The organism is Streptomyces sp. NPDC026092, assembly GCF_040638605.1.
GTDB lineage: Bacteria > Actinomycetota > Actinomycetes > Streptomycetales > Streptomycetaceae > Streptomyces.
In genome coordinates this window covers 329319-349660 of record NZ_JBEZYN010000008.1, presented here as the reverse complement: position 1 = coordinate 349660, position 20342 = coordinate 329319, and the positions used below count along the sequence as shown (strand labels likewise).

General features: G+C 72.0%; 17 protein-coding genes. 6 read left to right on the top strand and 11 right to left on the bottom strand.

What is annotated here, in order from left to right:
• Positions 1-104: 104 nt before the first annotated feature.
• Positions 105-1040 (bottom strand): ABC transporter substrate-binding protein, encoded by a 936-nt coding sequence (locus AB0F56_RS16545; protein WP_362009485.1) that lies wholly within the window; start codon positions 1038-1040, stop codon positions 105-107.
• Positions 1041-1137: 97 nt separating this feature from the next.
• Entirely contained in the window at positions 1138-2631 is a 1494-nt protein-coding gene (locus AB0F56_RS16540; protein ID WP_362009482.1) for an aminotransferase class I/II-fold pyridoxal phosphate-dependent enzyme, read from the bottom strand.
• A 73-nt stretch (positions 2632-2704) separates the two neighbouring features.
• On the opposite strand from AB0F56_RS16540, the gene AB0F56_RS16535 reads away from it, so the two are divergent.
• Positions 2705-3631, top strand: a complete 927-nt coding sequence (locus AB0F56_RS16535) for a LysR substrate-binding domain-containing protein (protein ID WP_362009479.1) — start codon at positions 2705-2707, stop codon at positions 3629-3631.
• A gap of 97 nt (positions 3632-3728) precedes the next feature.
• The gene (locus tag AB0F56_RS16530) at positions 3729-5048 is read left to right on the top strand and encodes an alpha-L-fucosidase (protein WP_362009538.1); all 1320 of its coding nucleotides are present in this window, start codon (positions 3729-3731) and stop codon (positions 5046-5048) included.
• A gap of 94 nt (positions 5049-5142) precedes the next feature.
• Here the strand turns inward: AB0F56_RS16530 and AB0F56_RS16525 are convergent, their stop codons facing one another.
• The 7 genes from AB0F56_RS16525 to AB0F56_RS16495 form a co-directional block, all read right to left on the bottom strand.
• Positions 5143-5718 carry an ATP/GTP-binding protein gene (locus AB0F56_RS16525; protein ID WP_362009476.1) on the bottom strand — a complete coding sequence of 192 codons (576 nt, stop codon included), beginning with the start codon at positions 5716-5718 and terminating at the stop codon, positions 5143-5145.
• Positions 5699-6076 carry a DUF742 domain-containing protein gene (locus tag AB0F56_RS16520; RefSeq protein WP_362009475.1) on the bottom strand — a complete coding sequence of 126 codons (378 nt, stop codon included), beginning with the start codon at positions 6074-6076 and terminating at the stop codon, positions 5699-5701. Before AB0F56_RS16520 ends, AB0F56_RS16525 begins: the two co-directional genes overlap by 20 nt.
• Entirely contained in the window at positions 6069-6497 is a 429-nt protein-coding gene (locus tag AB0F56_RS16515) for a roadblock/LC7 domain-containing protein (protein ID WP_362009472.1), read from the bottom strand. The genes AB0F56_RS16520 and AB0F56_RS16515 overlap by 8 nt, the downstream gene beginning before the upstream one ends.
• A complete protein-coding gene (locus AB0F56_RS16510) occupies positions 6494-8851 on the bottom strand; it encodes an ATP-binding protein (RefSeq protein ID WP_362009536.1) in 2358 nt (785 codons plus the stop codon). Before AB0F56_RS16510 ends, AB0F56_RS16515 begins: the two co-directional genes overlap by 4 nt.
• Before the next feature lie 130 nt (positions 8852-8981).
• Positions 8982-9722, bottom strand: a complete 741-nt coding sequence (locus tag AB0F56_RS16505) for an MHYT domain-containing protein (RefSeq protein WP_362009533.1) — start codon at positions 9720-9722, stop codon at positions 8982-8984.
• Positions 9723-10209: 487 nt separating this feature from the next.
• Positions 10210-11427: an amino acid decarboxylase gene (locus AB0F56_RS16500; RefSeq protein ID WP_362009469.1), complete on the bottom strand. Its 1218-nt coding sequence runs from the start codon at positions 11425-11427 to the stop codon at positions 10210-10212.
• Between the two features lie 192 nt (positions 11428-11619).
• Complete coding sequence (locus tag AB0F56_RS16495) at positions 11620-12279, bottom strand: response regulator transcription factor (protein WP_362009467.1); 660 nt, start codon at positions 12277-12279, stop codon at positions 11620-11622.
• A 116-nt stretch (positions 12280-12395) separates the two neighbouring features.
• On the opposite strand from AB0F56_RS16495, the gene AB0F56_RS16490 reads away from it, so the two are divergent.
• Positions 12396-13553, top strand: a complete 1158-nt coding sequence (locus tag AB0F56_RS16490) for a histidine kinase (protein ID WP_362009464.1) — start codon at positions 12396-12398, stop codon at positions 13551-13553.
• The gene (locus AB0F56_RS16485; protein WP_362009461.1) at positions 13550-14206 is read left to right on the top strand and encodes a response regulator transcription factor; all 657 of its coding nucleotides are present in this window, start codon (positions 13550-13552) and stop codon (positions 14204-14206) included. The genes AB0F56_RS16490 and AB0F56_RS16485 overlap by 4 nt, the downstream gene beginning before the upstream one ends.
• A 44-nt stretch (positions 14207-14250) precedes the next feature.
• Here AB0F56_RS16485 and AB0F56_RS16480 read toward each other — a convergent pair whose 3' ends face one another.
• A complete protein-coding gene (locus AB0F56_RS16480; RefSeq protein WP_362009459.1) occupies positions 14251-15423 on the bottom strand; it encodes a substrate-binding domain-containing protein in 1173 nt (390 codons plus the stop codon).
• A 158-nt stretch (positions 15424-15581) separates the two neighbouring features.
• Here AB0F56_RS16480 and AB0F56_RS16475 point away from each other — a divergent pair, with 158 nt between their 5' ends.
• Positions 15582-16325 carry a GntR family transcriptional regulator gene (locus AB0F56_RS16475; RefSeq protein WP_362009457.1) on the top strand — a complete coding sequence of 248 codons (744 nt, stop codon included), beginning with the start codon at positions 15582-15584 and terminating at the stop codon, positions 16323-16325.
• Positions 16326-16344: 19 nt separating this feature from the next.
• Here the strand turns inward: AB0F56_RS16475 and mgtA are convergent, their stop codons facing one another.
• Positions 16345-19110 (bottom strand): magnesium-translocating P-type ATPase, encoded by a 2766-nt coding sequence (gene mgtA / locus AB0F56_RS16470; RefSeq protein ID WP_362009454.1) that lies wholly within the window; start codon positions 19108-19110, stop codon positions 16345-16347.
• 574 nt (positions 19111-19684) lie between these two features.
• On the opposite strand from mgtA, the gene AB0F56_RS16465 reads away from it, so the two are divergent.
• Positions 19685-20335 carry a response regulator transcription factor gene (locus tag AB0F56_RS16465; RefSeq protein WP_362009452.1) on the top strand — a complete coding sequence of 217 codons (651 nt, stop codon included), beginning with the start codon at positions 19685-19687 and terminating at the stop codon, positions 20333-20335.
• Positions 20336-20342: the final 7 nt, after the last annotated feature.

The following is a 20342-nucleotide window of genomic DNA, read 5'->3' as shown; positions in this document are numbered from 1 at the left end:
CTTGATGGCCTCCGGGGGGAGGTCCGACGGGGCGGGCGACGCCCCGTCGGGAACCTTGTCGAGCTTGTCAGTCACAACGACTGCCCTTCAGTGGTGCGTCGGGATCAGGAGCCGCCGTTGATCTCGGCAGAGGTCACCGCACCTGTGCCCGCGCCCCACTTGTCCAGCGCCTTCTTGTACGACCCGTCGAGGATGATCGCGTCGAGCGCTTCCTTCAGGGCGTCACGCAGCTGCGTGTCCTTCTTGTCGACCGCGATCCCGAACGGGCCGGCGTCGACCTGCTCCCCGACGATCTCGAAGGCGTTGCCGCCCTCGGCGGTGCGCGCCAAGTGCGCCGCGACGGGGTAGTCGTTGATCCCGGCGTCCGCGCCGCCCGCCTTGACGCGGGTCTGGGCCTCGGCGTCCGTCGGGAACGACTCGATCTTCACGGCCGGCTTTCCGGCCTTCTCGCAGGCCTCCGACTGGGTCTTGGCCACCGTCTCGAAGGTCGTGCCGCGCTGCACGGCCGTCGTCTTCCCGCAGAGGTCCTCGATCGAGTTGACCTTCTTCGGGTTGCCCTTCCGCACGTACACGATGGAGCCGGCGTTGAAGTAGTCGACGAAGTCGACACCGTTGCCGGTCTTCTGGCCCTTGTCGTCCAGACCCTCCTGGCGGGCCTTGGTGTCGGTTATGGAGGACATCGCGATGTCCGTACGGCCGGTCGGCAGCGCGGTCAGCAGGGTGTCGAACGTGCCACTGGTGAACTCGAACTTCACGCCGAGCTTCGTGGAGAGGGCGGCGGCGATGTCGGGGTCGACACCGACGATCTTCGCGCCCTCCTTGAACTCCATCGGGGCGTACGTGGCGTCCGTACCCACCTTGATGACGCCGGCCTTCTGGATGTCGGCGGGCAGCTTGTCGAAGAGCGGCGCCGCGCTGTCGCCCCCCTGGGTCGACGATCCGCTGCCGGTCTGATCTCCACAACCGGTGAGGGCCATGGCCGCCGCGCTCACGAGGGCGAGGGCCGCGACCGTACCTCTTCTACCTGCTGCTCCGGTCATGATCGGTGGACTCCTTCGAGGAAATGATGGGAAACGGCGGGGAGTGGGACGTGCGGGAGGAAGCGGAGGACGTGAGGGGGCGGTGATGCCCGCTCACTCAGGCGTCGACCACGCGGAGGTGGGAGACCTCCGGGTCGACCGCGCCGCGTACGTGCCCGTTCGGCGCGGACGCGGTGAGCTGCAGGAAGCGCACCGTCTGGCTGGTGATGACCTCGCCGGGCAGCACGTTGGGAATGCCGGGCGGGTAGGCGGCCAGGGTGTCCGCCGACACCCGGCCCACGGCCTCGACGGCGGGCACGACCCGGCCGGGGCTCATGAACGCCTCGCGCGGGGTGAGCACGGCCTCGCCGGGAGCCGGGAGCGAGAGCCGTATGCCTCGGTCGGCGTCGGTCCCGAGGGGCCGCGGCAGGGTGTGCAGCGCCTCGACGAACCGGTCCGTGTCCGGGGCGCTGCCCGCACCGAGGACCGCGACGACGGCGGAGTCGGTGGCCACCTCGACCATGATCTGGTGGTCGCGGAACAGCAGGCGGCGGGCTTCGTGCCCGCTGATCCCGCCGGCCCTGGTGTCGATCGCGACCCGCAGCGGGTCGGCGGCGACGATGTCGGGAAAGCGTCCGAAGCCGTCGCTGACCACGTCGTACCGACCGAGCCGGCGCAGCACCGCACGGATCCGGTCCGCGGCCTGGAGCGAGGTGCCGATGGTGTCCTGACCGCAGGCCAGGGCCCTTCGGGCGACGTCGAGCGAGGCGAGCAGGATCGCGCTCGCGCTCGTGGACTGCACGAGCCGGTGGGCGCGATCGACGAGGGGTTCGAGAAGGTCGGCGAACGGGCCGTGGCCCAGGTGCAGCATGGCCGACTGGGTGAGGCTCCCGGCCAGCTTGTGCGTACTGGAGGTCACCAGGTCCGCGCCCTGGGCGAGAGCGCCGGAGGGCAGCCCCGGGTGGAACCCGAAGTGGGAGCCCCACGCCTCGTCCACGATCAGCGGGACCCCGTGGGCGTGCGCCGTGTCGGCGATGGCCCGGACGTCGGCGACGGCGCCGAAGTAGCTGGGCGAGACCACGTACACGGCCGCCGCGTCGGGGTGGGACGAAAGCGCCTCGGCGACCGCCGCGGCCGTGACGCCGTGGGCGATGCCCTGCTCGGTGTCGAGGGACGGCTGGACGAAGGCGGCCTTCAGACCGGAGAGCACCAGACCGTCGATCACGCTGGAGTGCACACTGCGCTGCACGACGAGCGTGCGGCCGAGCATCGGCGTGATCAGGGAGGCGATCTGGTTGCCCTGCGAGGCGCCGTTGGTCAGGAACCAGGTGCGCCGGGCGCCCCAGGCCTCCGCCGCCAGCTCCGTGGCCCGGTCCATCGGAGTGCCCGTACCGAGGTCGAGCCCTTCGAGCAGAGGGGGAAAGTCCAGCGTGAGGAGGCCGGGGCCGAAGGCCTCCGCGAGAGGGCTGTCGGACTCGGCGGCGTGGCCGGGAACGTTGAGGCGGAGCCAGTCGCGTTCCGCGTGGGCGCGCACCGCGTCGGCGTACGGGGCCACGTCCTGGAGCGATCCGGTCGGGCGGGGGTGGGGTGCTACGGCTGTGGTGCTGTTCACGTCGCCCAGTGTGTGAGTCACCGGGCATTAAGGGAATGCTGCATTCCTTGAGGTATCTCCATACTCTGTCTATATGCTTGAGATCCGTCATCTTCACGTGCTGCGGGCCATCGCCCACGAGGGTTCGCTCGCCGGGGCCGCCCGCGCGCTGCACTACTCGCAGCCGACGGTCACCCACCATCTGACCGTTCTCGAGCGGCACTTCGACGCCCCCCTGGTGCAGCGGGGCCCGCGCGGCGCCGCGCTCACGGAGCTCGGCGAGACGCTGCTGCCGCACGCCGAGGCGGTGCTCTCCCGGCTGCGTCTCGCGGAGCGTGAGGTACGCGCCCAGGCGGCTCGCGGGACGCGCACGCTGCACGTCGGGACCTTCCCCACCGCAGGGGCGCTCCTCCTGCCCGGCGCGGTCCGGGCCCTGCACGCGCAGGCCGTGCACGTCTCGCTCACGGAGGGCGAGCTGCCCGTCCTGCTGAACGGGCTGCGGTCACGGGAACTGCAGGTCGCGCTCGTCTTCTCGCAGCCCGGCGACCGGCTCGACCTGGAGGACGCGTTCGAGGTCCACCCCCTGCTGACCGATCCGCTCCTCCTCGTCCTGCCGGCGGACCACCGGTGCGCGGCCCTGGAGCGGGTGCCGCTGGAGGAGCTGCGCGAGGACGACTGGGTCGGCGCCGCCGACCTTCGTGACCCCTGCGACCGGCTCCTGTCGTGGGCCTGCGCCCAGCACGACTTCGAGCCCGTCCACGTGATGCGCACCGACGACTACGGCGTCGTGCAGGGCTTCGTCGCCGCGGGTACGGGAGTCTCGCTCGTCCCGCGCCTGGCGCTGGGCGCGCCGCGTCCCGATGTCGTCGTACGGCCGCTGGAAGGGCCGCCCCTGGCCCGTGAGATCAGCGTCGCCGCCCTGCGCTCCACGGCCGCGCCCAGCGTGCAGGACCTGGTCGCCGCCCTGCAGCGCCAGGCGGCCCGCGTCACGGCCGCGTGGGACCGGGAGCCCCTGGGCTGAGCGGGATACGGGGCACGTTCCGGACGCCTCATGGTGGTGAAAACGGACCAGTGAGGGTGAGTCTGCCCCACCCGCCGGACCGGTGGCCCGGCATAGCGTGGCCGAGCGGGGCTCCCCGCTCCCTTCCCACCGAGGAACTGATCCCATGCCGATGCAACCCTGGTTCCCCGATGCCAAGTTGGGCATCTTCCTCCACTACGGCATCTACGCCGTCGACGGCGTCCCCGAGTCCTGGGCCTTCTACCACGGCCAGGTGCCGCACGAGCAGTACATGCGCCAGCTGGACGAGTTCACGGCGTCGGCGTACGACCCGCGCGCATGGGCCGAGTTGTTCGCCCGGGTGGGCGCCAGGTACACCGTACTGACCGCACGCCATCACGACGGCGTGGCCCTGTGGGACACCGAGCACGGCGACCTGAACGTCGTACGCCACACCCCGGCCGGACGGGACCTGGTGGCCGGATACGCCGAGGCCCTGCGCGAGCACGGCCTCAAGGTCGGCCTGTACTACTCCCACTCGGACTGGAACCACCCCGACTACGCGAGCGTGGTCCACCCCGACGCGCCGAACGAGGACGTGGCCACCAACCCCCTCGTCGCGCCGAAGGACGGGATCGAGGACCCGGAGGCCTGGGCCCGGTACGTCGCCTACCGCGACGGCCAGGTCGGCGAACTCGTCGCGCGGTTCCGCCCCGACCTGCTGTGGTTCGACGGCGAGTGGGAGCGCAGCGAGGAGCAGTGGGGGATGCGGCGGCTCGCCGAACAGATCCTCGCCGGGAACCCGGACACGGTCCTCAACGCCCGGATGCTGAGTTACGGCGACTACGCCACGCCCGAGCAGGGCGTGCCGCTCCTGCCGCCGGACGGCCCCTGGGAGCTGTGCCTGACCGTCAACGACTCCTGGGGCTACCAGCACGGGGACCACAACCAGAAGTCGGTGCGCCAGTTGGTGCGCTACTTCACCGAGACCATCGGCATGGGCGGCAACCTGCTGCTGGCCGTGGGCCCCCGCGAGGACGGCACGATCCCCGCCGAGCAGGTCGAGCGCCTGGAAGGCCTCGGCGACTGGATCGCCCGGCACTCCGAAGCCGTGTACGGCACGATCGCCGGCCTGCCGGCGGGCCACCACTACGGCCCCAGCACCCTCTCCGCCGACCGGCGCACGCTCCACCTGGTGTGCTTCGACCCGCCGCGCGAGTCGGTCTCCCTGCGCGGACTGCGGACACCGGTCAAGCGCGTCCGCGTGGTCGGCACCGGCACCGAGCTGGGTCACCGGACCGTCGGAGGCCTCGGCGAGGTGCCCGGGGTGCTGTGGATCGACGCCCCGGAGGGCGCGGACGTCGACGAGCGGGCCACCGTCCTGGCCGTCGAACTCGACGGCGAGCTCGACCTCTACCGGGGGACCGGCAGGGACTGAGCCGCGCGGCAGCGACGAAAAACGCCGGTGCGGCCCGGGCGTGAAGAAGCGCCCGGGCCCCACCGGCCCGCCCCCTCGGCAGCCTGGACGGCGGCTACCCGAGGGGACGGAGTTCGGTCGTGGCGTGCTCGACCAGGGTGATCAGGACCTCCTTGCCCGACGCGCGCTCGCGCGCGTCGCACAGCACCACCGGCGTTCCCTCGTCGAGGTCGAGCGCGACCGCCACCTCCTCGGCGCTGTAGTCGCGCGTGCCGTCGAAGCAGTTGACGGCCACGACGAACGGCAGCTTGCGGCGCTCGAAGTAGTCGATCGCGGGAAAGGAGTCCACCAGCCGTCTGGTGTCCGCGAGCACGACCGCGCCCAGGGCACCCCGGGCGAGTTCGTCCCACAGGAACCAGAAACGGTTCTGGCCGGGTGTGCCGAAGAGGTACAGCGCCAGGTCGTCGGCGAGGGTGATGCGGCCGAAGTCCAGGGCGACCGTCGTCGTGCGCTTCGCGGCGACGCCGTCGAGGCTGTCGGTCGGGCGGCCCGCCTCGGTCAGGAGTTCCTCGGTGCTCAGGGGCCGGATCTCGCTGACCGCACCGATCAGAGTGGTCTTGCCGACGCCGAAGCCGCCGGCCACGAGGATCTTGAGGGCGAGGAAAGGTACGTCAGAGGGCTCGGAGTCCATCGATCACTCTCTTGAGGACGCGCTGGTCGGGGAGTTGAGCGGGGGGTACGGGAGGGCTGACCCGGACGAGACCGGCTTCCAGCAGGTTGCCGAGGAGCACCCGTACGACGGCGAGCGGCAGGCCCGCGTCGGACGCGATGTCGGCCACGGGCCGTGGGCGCGGACTGCAGAGTCGGTGGATCTCCGACTCCTCCGGCGAGAGCACCGGGCCCCGTTCGGGGCGCGGGCTGCCGTGCACGAGGGTCATCAGGTCGAACGTCTCGCTGCCGGCGGGCCGCGCCCGGCCCGACGTCATCGCGTAGAGACGCACCAGCGGGCCCGCCTCGTCGTCGTACCAGCGCCGACCGTGCTCAGCCATCGAGCGGCGGCATCGCACCCGCGTCGCCGCGTGCCGGTGTGCCGAGGTGGGCGCCGACACGCTTCACCAACCGGGCCATCTCGTACGCCACCAGGCCCACATCGGCACTGGCGTCGCTGAACACGGCGAGACAGGAGCCGTGGCCCGCGGCGACGACGAAGAGGAAGCCGTCCTCCAGCTCGACCAGGGTCTGGATGACCTGGCCGGCGCCGAAGTGGTGTCCCGTGCCCTTGGCGAGACTGTGGAACCCGGAGGCGATGGCGGCGAATCTCTCGCCGTCGTCCCTGGTCAGCGCCGCCGACATACCCACGGGCAGCCCGTCGCCCGACAGGACGACCGCGTGGCGGATCTCCGTGACGTGCGTGACCAGTTCCTCCAGCAGCCAGTCGAGTTCACCGGATCGGTGGGGGTTGCCGGTCATCGGCTCTCTCCTTCACGTTCTGTGTTGTCCCCGTGTGCGGTGCCCGGTCGTGGCACACGGTCGGCGTTCCCGCGGGCCCAGCCCGCGCGGAACGAGGTCATGGCGGCCCGCGCCTGCTCGGGGGAGCGGCGGGGCCCGTCCGCGACGGGCGGCGCGTACATGTCCGGGTCGACGACGCCGTCCGCGGCGCCGGGGCCCGACTGCTGCCGTACGCGGCGCGGCAGCGCGGCCTTGCCGCCGGGCGTGGGGACACCCGGAAGCTCCGGAGGCTGAGGCGGGACGGCCGGCGCGGGAGGCACGGGGGCCACGGGAGGCACGGGAGGCACGTCCGCCACCGGGGGAGCGGGCGGAACGGACTCCTGCGCTGCCAGGGCCGGACGTTCCGGCTGCCGGCGTACGGCGACCGGGTCGGCCGTCGCCGGGGCGGGGGCACGATGCCGGCCGCCGCTCCGCGCCGACGCTTGGACCGGCGGCCGCCGCTCCGGGCGGCGGCGCGGCAGACCGGTGTCGTCCCCGGCCGCGTCCGCCGCCACCTCGCTGATCAGGGCCGTCGGCAGCAGGATCACGGCCACGACACCGCCGTACACCGAAGGCTGCAGCGAGACGCGCGCGTCGAGACGGTGGGCCAGGCGGTTCACCACGAACAGGCCCAGCTGCCCGCTGTCGAGCAGGTCGATCCTGCCCGTGTCCTCGATCCGGCTGTTGGCCTCGGCGAACCCTTCGGCACTCATCCCGAGGCCCCGGTCCTCGATCTCCAGGGCGACCCCGGAGCCCACCCGCTCCCCGCGCACCCGCACGACGGTGTGGGGCGGCGAGAAGGCCGTGGCGTTCTCGACGAGTTCGGCCAGCAGATGGATGAGGTCGGCGACCGCGGCGCCGTGCACCCGTACCTCGGGGACGGCGTGCACCTCCACCCGGCGGAAGTCCTCGACCTCCGCGACGGCGGACCTGACCACGTCCATGAAGGGGACGGGCTGCCGCCAGCCACGCCCCGGCGCCGCGCCGGAGAGGATGATCAGGCTCTCGGAGTGCCGGCGCATACGGGTCGTGAGGTGGTCCAGGCGGAAGAGGTCCTCCAGCTCCACCGGGTCCTCGTTGCGGCGCTCCATGGTGTCGAGGAGCGCGAGCTGACGGTGCAGCAGCGCCTGGCTGCGGCGGGCGAGGTTGACGTACACGCCGGAGATCCCGTGGAGGACCTGGGCGCGCTCGGCCGCCGACGTGACGGCGGCGCGGTGCACGGCGACGAGCGCCGCGCCGACCTGCCCGACCTCGTCGTCGCGGTGCGCGCGCAGCGGCGCGAGGACGTCGAGGTCGACGGTCTCTCCGGTGTGCAGCTTCCGGATGGTCTCCGGCAGTTCGCGGCCCGCGAGGGTGAGCGCGGAGTTGCGCAGGTCCGTCAGCTCGCGGACCAGGCCACGGCCGATCCGGACGGAGATGAAGAGGGAGAGCAGCACACCGACCAGACCGAGTGCCACGGCCACGCCCGAGCCGCCGAGGACGGCGAACGAGACGGGGCTGGTGGCGTCGATCGCGGCCGTGCTCGCCCGCGTCTGAGCCGCGCCGAGCTGCTGGAGCACCGCGTCGGCGGACGCCTTCCACTCGGCGGACCCGGCCAGGCGCCCGGCCGCCGTCGCGCCGCCCGCGGCGCGCATCCGGTCCTCGGTGGCCCGCAGTTCACGCATCGCGGCGCCGTCGAGGACCGTACGGTACGCGGCCGCGTCGGCCGCCGGCAGATCGTCCACGGCGGCGAGGAGCCGGCGCTGGGTGTGGGCCGAGCCCACGAACTCCTGGTACTGCTCACGGGTGAAGCGGTCCGACGCCTGCGCGGCGCCCATCAGGGCGTCCTCACGGGCGATCATCTCCCGGGCCCAGGCCAGTTCGAGGACGACCCGGGCCGGAGAGGAGTGCTCGGGTTCGTGCAGTGCGGCCAGCGAGCCCTGGACGGCGAAGCCGTGCTCGATGACGCGCCCGTAGGCGTCGTAGACGTTCTTCCACGCGTCGTCCGACGTACGGGCCTGCTTGCGCAGGGCCGTCAGGCCGTCGAGGTCCGCGAGGAGCTGGTCGACGCGCCCGGAGAAGTCGGCGCCGACCGCCTGGACGTCCAAGGTGGACGCCTGGGCGCCGCGGCGAAGCGCGGCGGAGGCGGCGTCGGTGTCCTTCTCCAGACCTCCCTGGGACTCGGCACGCTCCGTGCTCGGGGCGGCGAGGTGGCGCAGGGCTCCGGCGCGCTCCGCCTGGAGCGAGGCGACCAGCGAGTCGATCGGTTTCAGCAGGGTGGAGTTGGCCTCCTGGACGCGGCTCAGCTCCGAGACGCCGGTCGCGGTGGTGACGGTCGCGTACGCCCACAGCGCCATCAGGGACACGGCGGGGACCATCAGGAGGCAGACAATCTTCGCCCGGATAGAGCGTGGCACCAGACGTGCGCTCATCGGTTCCTCGAACAGTCAGGGGCAGGGGGGCGGGGGAGGGAGGGGCGGTCGGTGCTCAGTGGGCCGGCACGTCCGCGGTGTCGAGCGACGCGACGGCGGCCGCCTCCACGGCTTCGGCGTTCGCGGCGCTCTCCCGCGCGGTGGGCGACAGGGCGACGAAGGCGGAGGCGAGGAAGAGGAACGACCCGAGGACCACGGCGAGGGGGAAGACGAACTCCGTCGCCGTGACGCCGTCGAGCACCGTGCGGCGCGGGGCGAGCTCGATCATGACGGCGGCCATGCCGGTGTAGTGCATGCTGCTCACCGCGACGCCCATCACCAGGGAGGCGATCACCGCGCCGGCCGCGCCGCGCACGGTGAGTGCCGCCCACAGGGCGGCCGTTGCCGCGACGACGGCGATGACGAGCGAGAGGACGACCAGGGGCGGGTCGTAGCCGACGGTTCCGTTCAGACGCAGCGCCGCCATGCCGAGGTAGTGCATGGCGGCGACGCCGAGTCCGGTGCCGAGGCCGCCGAGCAGCAGGGACCGCCACCGGTTGCGGCCGTGGCCGACGGTGAAGACACCCGCGCCGACCACGGCCATCGCGACCACGAGGCTGAGGAGGGTGAGCGGGACGTCGTAGCGGATCGCCGAGCCGGCGACGCCGAAGCCCAGCATGGCGATGAAATGCATGGTCCAGATGCCCGAGGCGATGGCGACGGACGCCGTCACGAGCCAATTGCGCCGCGAACGGCCTTCGGTCGCGAGCGCCCTGACGGTGCACCGCAGTCCGAGTGCGGATCCGACACAGGCCATCGCATAGGCGAGGACCGGGGAAAGCCAGCCGGCGCCGAAGTGGTGCAGATGAGCCACAGTCCCTCCGTTCACGTTTCACGGGTTCAACTTCGCGGCGACGGACGCTAGCACCGAACGTGACGGGGGAAATTCGGCAAAAACAATCGGGACTCCGATTCGGTTCGCCGAGGGGCACGGAGCGCTGCCCTACCAGCGAGTTCAGTGAGCGTCAATGCGCGTCATCCGGACAGATCCGCGACCCGGGAACCGTGCGATCCGCCCGTCGAGTGATGCGGATCACCGGAATTCCCGAGGGAATTTCACCGAGGGGGACCACGGGGTCTTGACGACCTCGAAGGGCGTGGAACGCGAGGGGGAAAGAGAACACCGCACGGAGCCCAGTTGACGGGGGATTCGGTGCTCCGTGCGGTGTCGGTTCAATTCTGAGCGGTACGCGGACGGTTCCGCGGTGTCGTTGGTGACGGGCCTCGTTGACGAAAGTCACGGGTCACCACGGGGCGACGGACTCCTCGACCACGCGGAGGCTCTGCCCGTCCGCGTCGGCGGCCCCGGTGATCCTGCCGCCCTTCGACCGTGCCACCGCGTGCAGGAACGCCACCGTCTCCGCCGTGATGACCTCACCCGGTATCAGGACCGGGACACCGGGCGGGCAGGCCGTGACCGTGGCGGCGGAGACCATGCCCACCGCGGTGGCCGCGGGCACCACCCGGTCGGTCCCGAAGAAGGCCTCGCGGACGGTGAGCCGGCGGGGCCCCGGTTCGGGGAGGGCGAGCCGCAAGGGCTCCGGCAGATCGGCGTCGAGGTCCGGCAGGGCGTGGAGCGCGTCGAGGAACCCCTCGGCGTCCGGCTCGACTTCGGTGCCGAGCACCACGGAGAGGACCGTCTCGGTGGCCGTCTCGACGGTGACGCCCCGGGCCACCCCCGCGAGCCTGCGGAAGGCCTGGTGGCCGGAGATGCCGCCGTCACGCGTGTTGACGGTGATGCGGAGCGGTTCCCCCGTGACGACCCCGCCGATGTCGGCGAAGCCCTCGTCGACCAGGGTGAACCGGCCCTCCTTCCGTACGGCGGCGCGGACCGTGACGGCCGCCTCCAACGAGTCGAGGACGTGGTCCCAGCTCCGCGCCGGCTGTTCGGCGGGCGGCACCTCGCCGCTCGCACGGCCGGCGAGGTCCACCGCGCGATCGATGAGCGGCCGCAGCAGGTCGGCGTGCGGCCCGTCTCCCAACCGGAGCACGGGGGTCGCGCCGCGTACGACCGTGAGGTCGGCGCCGTGGGCGAGCGCGTCCGGCAGCACCTCCGGATGCCCGCCGAACAGCGGGGACCGCCAGGTCTCGTCGACGATCAGCGGAATCCCCGCGCCATGGGCCGCGTCGGCGAGCGCGCGGACGTCCGCCACGGCTCCGTACCGGGTGGGGGAGACGATGTGGGCCACGGCCACGTCGGGGCGTTCCTCGGCCGCGTCGGCCAGGTCCTCGGCCCGGACGCAGTGCGCGATCCCGTGCGCGAGGTCGACCGAAGGCCGCAGGAAGGCAGCGTCGAGACCGGACAGGACGAGACCGTCGAGGACGGAGGCCGGGGCGTCCCGCTGGACGACCATGCTCCGGCCCAGGGCGGGCACGACCAGAGCGGTGATGAAGTGTTCCAATGGGCTGCCGTGCGACAGCACCCAGATCTTCCGCGCGGGCCGGACCTCGGTGGGAGACATGTCTGCCGTACCTCTCCCCACCGACTTGCGGCCTCAGCGAACGGTCGACTCCGTCCGGGCAGGTGGGGGTACGCCTCCGTACGGCATCCCTTCCATCGTCACGGGCGTCCGGCGGCCACTCACCTGTCGAAGGTCGGGGCCGGGTCCCGACCTCCGACAGGCCGAAGGACCCGGAGGGCGACTCCTGCGGCCTTACGACTCGTCGGTGGAGAGGCCCGACCGGTAGGCGATCCGGGCGGCCTCGACGCGGTTCGACACCCCGAGGCGGGCCAGGAGCTGGGTCACGTGGGACTTGACCGTGCCCTCGGCCATCCCCAGTTCGGCGCCGATGCCCGCGTTGGACAGACCGCGTCCCAGGAGCCGCAGGACGTCCACCTGGCGGGCGGTCAGCGAGGCGATGAGGGGGTTGTCCTCGGCGGGAGCCGGGTCCGCCTCCCGCGTGGTGAGCCCGATGACGTGGCCGGTGACGGAGGGCGCGAACACGGCGTGCCCGGCGGCGATGTCCCGCAGCGCGCCGAGCAGGTCCGCCGGTGGGGTGTCCTTGACCAGGAACCCGACCGCGCCGGCGGCGAGTGCCCGCTCGACGTACTCGTCATGGCCGAACGCGGTGAGGACGAGCACCGCGGGCGGCGTCGGCGACTCCCGCAGAAGGCGTGTCGCGGCGATGCCGTCGAGCCCCGGCATCCGCAGGTCCATGACCACGATGTCGGGCAGCAGGGCGCGCGCCCGCTCGATCGCGGAGCGCCCGTCCCAGGCCTCCGCGACCACCCGGACGTCCTGGCTGGCGTCGATGATCCTCCGCAGGCCGTCGCGGACCGCCGGATCGTCGTCCGCGACCAGCACGGTGATCATGTGCTGAACCTCATCCCCTCATGCTCGCCCAGTCCCCGGCCGGGGGCGAGCCTGGAGGGGGCAGTGCCGGCGGCGCTCACCGAGCCCCGTCGGCAGGGGCTGGATACCGTGACTGCATGGCCGCGCCCCCGTCCTCCCGCTGGCCACCGAGGCGTGTGGATGCCTTGGTCACCGTGGTCGTCGTGGCCCTGGGCATCGGCGACTCCTGGGTGAAGCCGTCCAGCGGCCTGCTGACCGGGCTGCCCACGCCGGTGATCGCGGCCTGCGCCGCGCTCGTCGGCGCCACGCTGTGGTGGCGCAGGCGGTGGCCGTACCTGGTCGCCGACTTCGTGCTCGTCATGCACGTGGTGTCCTTCACCCCGGTGGCCCTGGCCGTCGCGATGTACACCGTCGGCAGCCTCGACCGGCGCCTGAAGGTCCTCATCGCCTACGGAGTGGTCGGCTTCGCCGCCGGTCTCGTGGGCCTCCACGGCGGGCTGCCGACCGCCGGCGTGCGCGAGGCCGCCTATTCGCTGGCGGCCATCGTCGGCCCGCTGGCCGTCGGCTACGCGGTCGGCGTACGACGCGACCTGACGGCCACCGTGCAGGCCCGCGTCGCCGACCTGGAGCGCGAGAACCAGCTCCTGGACGAACGGGCCCGGACCGAGGAGCGGGCCGAGATCGCCCGGGAGATGCACGACGTGGTGGGCCACCGCGTGAGCAACATGGTGCTCGCCGCCGGCGCCCTGGAGGTCGGCTCGGGCGGAAGCGAGCCGGAGACTGTCCGTACCGCCGCGCTCATCAGGTCCGACGGCTGGCAGGCGCTGGAGGAGCTGCGCGAGATCCTCGGCGTACTCGCCCCCTCCCGTACGGCCCCGGGGAAGAGCGGGACGGCCTCCGGACCGGAGGCGGAAGGGGTGTCCGACCTGGTGGACCACGCACGGGAGCGCGGACAGGAGGTGGAACTGCGGGTGGACGGCCATCCCGAGACCCTGCCGCCCGCCGTGCAGCGGGCGCTCCACCGGATCGTGCGGGAGTCGCTCACCAACGCCTCGAAGTACGCACCCGGTGCCACCGTGCGCGTGGAGGTGGACTGCCGCGCCGACGGCGTCCACCTGAAGGTCGTCAACACCGCTCCCACGGGGCCGCCGCCGGTCGATCTGCCCAGCGGGGGCCACGGCCTCGTCGGCATGACCGAGCGCGTGACCCTGCTCGGCGGGACACTCACAGCGGGGCCGCAGGACGGCGGCTTCCTGGTCTCGGCCGTCATCCCCCACCGCCGAGGAGCGCCATGAGCATCCGGGTCCTGATCGCCGACGACAACGAGATCACCCGCCGCGGGCTGCTGTGGATCATCGACACCAGCGGGGACATCGAGGTCTGCGGGCAGGCGGCGGACGGGGAGGAAGCCGTGGCCCGGGCCGAGGAGGCCCGGCCCGACGTGGTCCTCCTCGACGTCCGCATGCCCCACGTCGACGGCCTCGCGGCCCTCGGCCGACTGCTCGCGCTGCCCGAGCCGCCGCGGGTGCTGATGCTCACCACCTTCCACGACGACGACAGGGTACGGACGGCGCTGCGGGCCGGGGCGGCGGGCTTCCTGCTCAAGGACACTCCGCCCGAGAGCCTGCTGCGCGCGATCCGCGACGTCCACGGGGGCCACGCGGTCCTCGGCCCACCGGTCGCCAAACGGCTGGTGGACGGCCTCGCCCGCAGCGCGCCGTCGATCGGCCCCGAGGAGCAGGAGCGGCTCGACTCGCTCACCCCGCGCGAACTCGATGTCCTGCGGTTGCTCGCCGCCGGACTGACCAACAGCGCGATCGCGACCGAACTCGGCACCACCGAGGGCACGGTCAAGGGATACGTCAGCTCGGTCCTGGCCAAGCTGCACACGGAGAGCCGGGTCCAGGCGGCGCGGACGGCCTACCGCGCGGGCCTGGACAGAGACTGATCGGTACCGATCAGTCACGATCGATCCATCTTCGGCGCGAAGGGCTATCGATCGGTCTGATCGGAAGAATTTTCCGTCGCCTCGCCGCAGGAAGCGCGTACCCGCAGCTCAGGCAGCAGATCGACGTGCCGACGAGCCCCTCCCTGCGTCCCCGCGGCCCCTTCACGCACCCGCTGGAGCAGCAGCTCGGCGGCGGTCGCCCCGACCTCGTACTTGGGCGGAGCCACCGCCGTGAGCGGGAGATCGGAGAGCGCCGCCACATCGTCGTCGTACGCCACGAGGGCGAGATCCTCCGGGACGCGGAGGTGGGGCGCGCGGCTGCGCAGACTCTGCAGCAGCAGGATCGCGTCGATGTCGCTGAGCACGAGCGCCGCGGTGACCTCGCCGCTCTCGACCAGGGCGGCCAGTCGCTCCGCCACGGTGTCGATCCGCTCCGTGTCGACCTCACCGCCCTGCAGCGCGAGGGGTTCGACCGGCGGGCCGGACACGCCGAAGGCGCGCAGCGCCGCCTCGTAGCCGCGCCGCACCTGTACCGCGGTCGGGCTCTCCCCGGCGATCAGGGCGATCTTCCGGTGCCCGATCTCGACCAGGTGGCGCACCGCCACGCCCGCGCCCGCCGCGTGGTCGGTGCAGACGTGGTCGAGCCCGGCCACGCGGGTGCCCACCTCGCCGCGGCGCTCCACCAGGACCGCCGGCAACGTGAGCTCGCCGCTCTTGGCGTCCGCCCCGCCCGTGTCCCCGGCCCCGCCGGTGCCGGTCGGCCAGCTGGGCGTCAGGAGCAATCCGTGGACACCGGACTCCAGCATGCGGTCCACCTGGGCCGAGTCCTGCTCGGGCCGGTAGCCGGAGTAGCCGAGGATGAGCCGGCCGCCGACCGCGGCGACGGTCTCCCGTGCGCCCCGGATGATCTCTCCGAAGTAGTGCTGGGACTGCGGGACGACCATGCCGATCACTGGAGCTTCGGGCTCCGGCGCGGTGGACGGACGGAGGTCGGGAATCGGCTGCGGCGTCTGGCCCCGCGGCGCCGGGGTGCCCGGCCAGTGGACCGCTCCGCGCACCCGGTCGAGTCGGCCGCCCGACGCCAGCGTCTCCACGTCCCGGCGGGCGGTGACCAGGGAGATGCCGAGGTGGTGGGCGAGGTCGGCGACGCGCAGACTGCCGTGCTCCCGCACGAGTTCCACGATCCGCTCGTGACGTTCGTCCACCGTGTATCGCACACCGTCTCCCCGCGTTCCGTGACTCCGCGCTGACTCCGCGCCTCAGCTCCGTGCTCGGCTCCGAGCGATCACCCTACTTCTTCCGATCAAACTGCGTGTTTTCATACCATCGCTCAAGCGATCTTGACGATCGAAAGGGCGATCAATATGGTCGCGTCATGACCTCGCTGTACATCCGCACGGCCGAGCAGATCATGCGGGACGCCCGCGATCACGCCGGCGGCGGATCCGGGCTACGCAGAATTCCGAGCGAACGCGACCTCGCCTCCTCCCTGCGGGTGAACCGGCAGACCGTGCGGCGCGCCCTGGAACACCTCCGGACGAGCGGGCTGATCCGCACCGACCGGAGCGGCACCTACGCGTACACCGGAAAGGGCGCACCGGACCGGCCCGCCGAGGGTCTCGGCGCACAACCTCAGTACCCCGGCGGAGCCGACTTCAGCGGCCTGACCGTCCGTGCCGCCGCAACCCTCTCGTACGAACCCGTACCACCGCCCATCGAGGCGCTGCTCGGACTCGACCCGGAGCGGCCCACGCTCGTCCACCGGCACCAGCTCGTGATCGGCACGGGCGAGACGGTGCAGCGCGCGGTCTCGTACTTCTCGCCCACCGCCCTGTCGACCGTGCCCAAACTGAGCAGGCGCGTCCGCCGGGTCCGCCGTCAGCCACACGGCCCTCAACCCGACCTGCGCCACCTCTACCTGTGGATGGCGGAGGCCGGCCTGCGCCCCGTACGGCGGGACCGGGTGCGGGTGAACCCGCGCCAGTGCGGCGAACTCTGGCTCTCCATCCGGAAGCTGGTGCACGACCAGCACAACCGGCTCCTGGAGGTCACGGACCTGAACATCGACCCGCAGCGCGGGGAGGTCGGGTACGAGTTCGCTCTACCCGTCCTCCCCTGACGCCCACCTCCGCCTTCGCTCACAGCCAGCTGCCGAAGCGGCGGACGTACCAGGTCTTCACGAGCTGGGTGAGCGCGCAGTACGCGAGGAGGACACCGACCAGCCACGGGAAGTAGCCGAGCGGCAGGGCGACGAACCCCAGGCTCCCCGCGAGCGGCGAGAAGGGCAGGAACAGCCCCGTGGCCACCCCGAGCACGGTCATGGCAAGGACGGGCCACGAGGCGCGGGACTGGATGAACGGGATCTTCCGGGTCCGGATCATGTGGACGACCAGGGTCTGCGAGAGCAGGCCCTCGATGAACCAGCCGGACTGGAAGAGCGACTGCTCGGCCACCGTGTTCGCGGCGAAGACGTGCCACATGAGCAGGAACATCGCGATGTCGAAGATCGAGCTGATGGGCCCGATCGTCAGCATGAACCGGCCGATCCCCTTCGCGTCCCAGGTGCGCGGCTTACGCAGGTACTCCTCGTCCATCCGGTCCCAGGGCGTGGCCAGCTGGGAGATGTCGTAGACCAGGTTCTGCACCAGGAGCATGATCGCGAGCATCGGCTGGAACGGGATGAACGCGCTCGCCACCAGGACCGAGAAGACGTTGCCGAAGTTCGACGAGGCCGTCATCTTGATGTACTTGATGGTGTTGCCGAAGGTCGTCCGGCCCTGGATCACGCCCTGTTCGAGGACGGTGAGGTCCTTCTCCAGAAGGATGATGTCGGCGGACTCCTTGGCGATGTCGACGGCGGTGTCGACCGAGATGCCGACGTCGGCGTCGCGCAGCGCCGCCGCGTCGTTGATCCCGTCGCCGAGGAAACCGACCGTGTGCCCCTCGGCCTGCAGCGCCCGTACGACCCGCGCCTTCTGAACCGGGTTGACCTTCGCGAACACCGTGGTGCGGGCGGCCAGTTCGCGCACCGCGTCGTCGTCGAGGGCGTCCAGCTCTGCCCCCGTGACGACGCGGCCGGCGTCCAGGCCGACCTCCGCGCAGACCCGGGCCGCGACCAGCTCGTTGTCGCCCGTGACGACCTTGACGGTGATGCCGTTGTCGGCGAGGCCGCGCAGGGCGTCCGCCGCGTCCGCCTTCGGCGGGTCGAGGAAGGCGAGGAAGCCGACGAGGGTCAGCTCCGCCTCGTCCGCCACGCCGTACGTCTCGCGACGCGCGTCCATGGTCCGGGTGGCGACGGCGAGGACTCTCAGGCCCTGCCGGTTGTGGTCCTGGGCGGTGCGGGTGACGCGCCGGCGGAGCCGGTCCGTGAGGGCGACGGTACGGTCGCCGTCGCGCAGGTGGGTGCAGAGGCCGACGACCTCTTCGACGGCTCCCTTGGTGATGAGAACGTGGCCGGGCGGCGCGGCGGCCTCGTCCGGGGTGAGGGCGTTGCGGTGGAGCACCACGGACATGCGGCGGCGGGCGAAGTCGAAGGGGATCTCGTCGACGAGGGTGAAGCGGGAGTCGACGACGACCTCCTCGGCCTCGTGGACGCGGTCGATGACGGCCTGGTCGAGCAGGTTGCGCAGCCCGGTCTGGAAGTGGGCGTTGAGGTATCCGTACTCGAGCACGTCGGCGTTCTCGGCGCCGTGGACGTCGAGGTGGCGGGCGAGGACGATCCGGTCCTCGGTGAGCGTGCCGGTCTTGTCGGTGCACAGCACGTCCATCGCGCCCAGGTTCTGGATGGCGTTGAGCTGCTTGACGACGACCTTCTTCTTCGCCATGGCCACCGCGCCGCGCGCCAGGTTGGTGGAGACGACCATGGGCAGCATCTCGGGGGTCAGCCCGACGGCGACGGCGATCGCGAACAGGAAGGCCTCGTGCCAGTCGCCCTTGGTGACACCGTTGATCGCGAAGACCACGGGGACCATGACCAGCATGAACCGGATCAGCAGGAAGCTGACCTTGCGGACGCCGATGTCGAAGGTGGTCTGCGGGCGCGAGCCGACGAGGGATCCGGCCATGGAGCCGAAGTACGTGTCGGAGCCGGTGGCCACGACGACGCCGGTCGCGGTGCCGGAGGTGACGGACGTGCCCATCAGACAGAGGTTGTCGGCCTCGGCGGGGTCGAAGCCCGCACGCCGGCCGGAGTACGGAGCCGTCCCGGTGTCGGCCTTGGCGACCGGCAACGACTCGCCGGAGAGCGAGGCCTGAGAGACCATCAGGTCCTTGGCCGTCAGCAGGCGCAGGTCGGCGGGGACGAGATCGCCGGCCGCGAGCCGCACCACATCACCGGGGACGACCTGGTCGATCGGGATCTCGACGGTGGTGGGTTCCGCACCGCGCCCGGCCCGACGCTGGACGGCGGTCGTCGTGGTGACGAGCGCCTTGAGCGCGTCCGCGGCCCGGCCGGACCGGTACTCCTGCCAGAAGCGCAGCAGCCCGCTGATCGCCACCATCGTCGACAGGATGACGACACCGGGGTCGGCGGGGTCCTGCCAGTACATGACGGCGGCCAGGAAGAGCAGTACCGCGATGAACGGGTTGCAGTAGGCCTTCACGAGCTGCGTGGGCCAGCCGGGCGTCCGCTCCTCGGCGACGACGTTGCGGCCGTGGACCTGCAGACGGTGGGCGGCCTCGCGGTGCTCCAGGCCTTCGCGGCCGGCGGCGAGCTCGGCCAGCACGTCGGCGGAGCTCCGGCCCCCGACCTCGTGCAGCCGTCCGGCGGCGGCACTCGTACGGGCCTGCAGCTCGGCGAAGCCACGCTCGCGGCGCAGCGTGCCGGGACGGCGGGGCGGGCCGGGACGGCGGGGCGTGCCGGGACGGCGGGGCGAGGACTTCTTCTGGGTGGTGAGCAGGGTCATGGTGAGCCTCCCTCCCGAGAACCGGGCGCGGCACGGCCGGGCGCGGCTCAGGGAGTGATCGTGAGGACAAGCGGGCGACGCGCGCCGCATCGCGGGCGCGGAAGAAGACGTGGTGGTCCGCCGGGCGGCCGACGGGACGTGGTGCGTCGGCGCGGCATGCGGGCGGAGCGGCCGGTCAGGCGGCTGGTGAGACGCTCAGGCGACCGGCGAGGTACGGCAAGGACTTCCTTCGGGACTCATCCCGAACACCTCCTTGCTCCGTACCGACAGAAGTGCCGCCTCGGCCTGCTCACGCGGCACGGCGACATGTCGACCGTAGCCACGCCCGAGCGGCGCGGAGGATGACGAAAGTCGCGACGACCCATCGGCCGAAAGGGCGATTTCGCGGCTCTGACCTGCGGTTTCCTCGGGCATCGAGCGGAAAGGCCGCAGCCGTCCCCTTTTGCTGTCTCTTTGTCGACCGATAGGGACTGCATGGGGGCTCACGCGCGCGGAATGCCCCCGCCCCATTTAATGGGAATGGGGCGCGGCGGCGAGAGGTGACTCGGTGACTGGTGAGGGATCAGAGCCCGCGGTGATCAGTGTGCTGGTCGCCGACGACAGTGAGATCGTTCGCCGGGGACTGAGCGAGATCCTCGCGTCGGCCGACGACATCCATGTCGTGGGCCAGGCGTGGGACGGTCACAGCGCCGTCGACCTCGCACGCCGGATGAGCCCGGACGTGGCTCTCGTCGACATCCGCATGCCGGGCATGGACGGCCTGGCCGCCACCCGGGAACTGCGCGCGTTGCCCGCGGCCCCCCGCGTCCTGATCCTCACCACGTTCGGGGCGGACGAGTACGTCGAGGAGGCGATCGCGGCCGGTGCCGGCGGCTTCCTGTTGAAGAACAGCCCTCCTGAGGAGCTGCTGCGGGCGGTCCGGTACGTCGCGACAGGCCAGGGCATCCTCGACCCCGCGGTGACGGGGTGGGTGATGGAGCAGGTGGCCCAGCAGAGTACCCGGCTCACGGTGGAGGAGCAGGGGCTGCTGGACGGTCTGAGCGACAAGGAACGCCGACTGCTGGGCCTGATCGGCCGTGGGCTGTCGAACGCGGGGATCGGCGAGGAGATCCACGCCAGCGAGGGAACGGTGAAGAACCAGGTCAGCCGTCTGCTGGCCAAGATCGGCGCGGACAACCGCGTACAGGCGGCCCGCCTGGCGTACCGGGCGGGCCTGGAGGACTGAGGGGTCC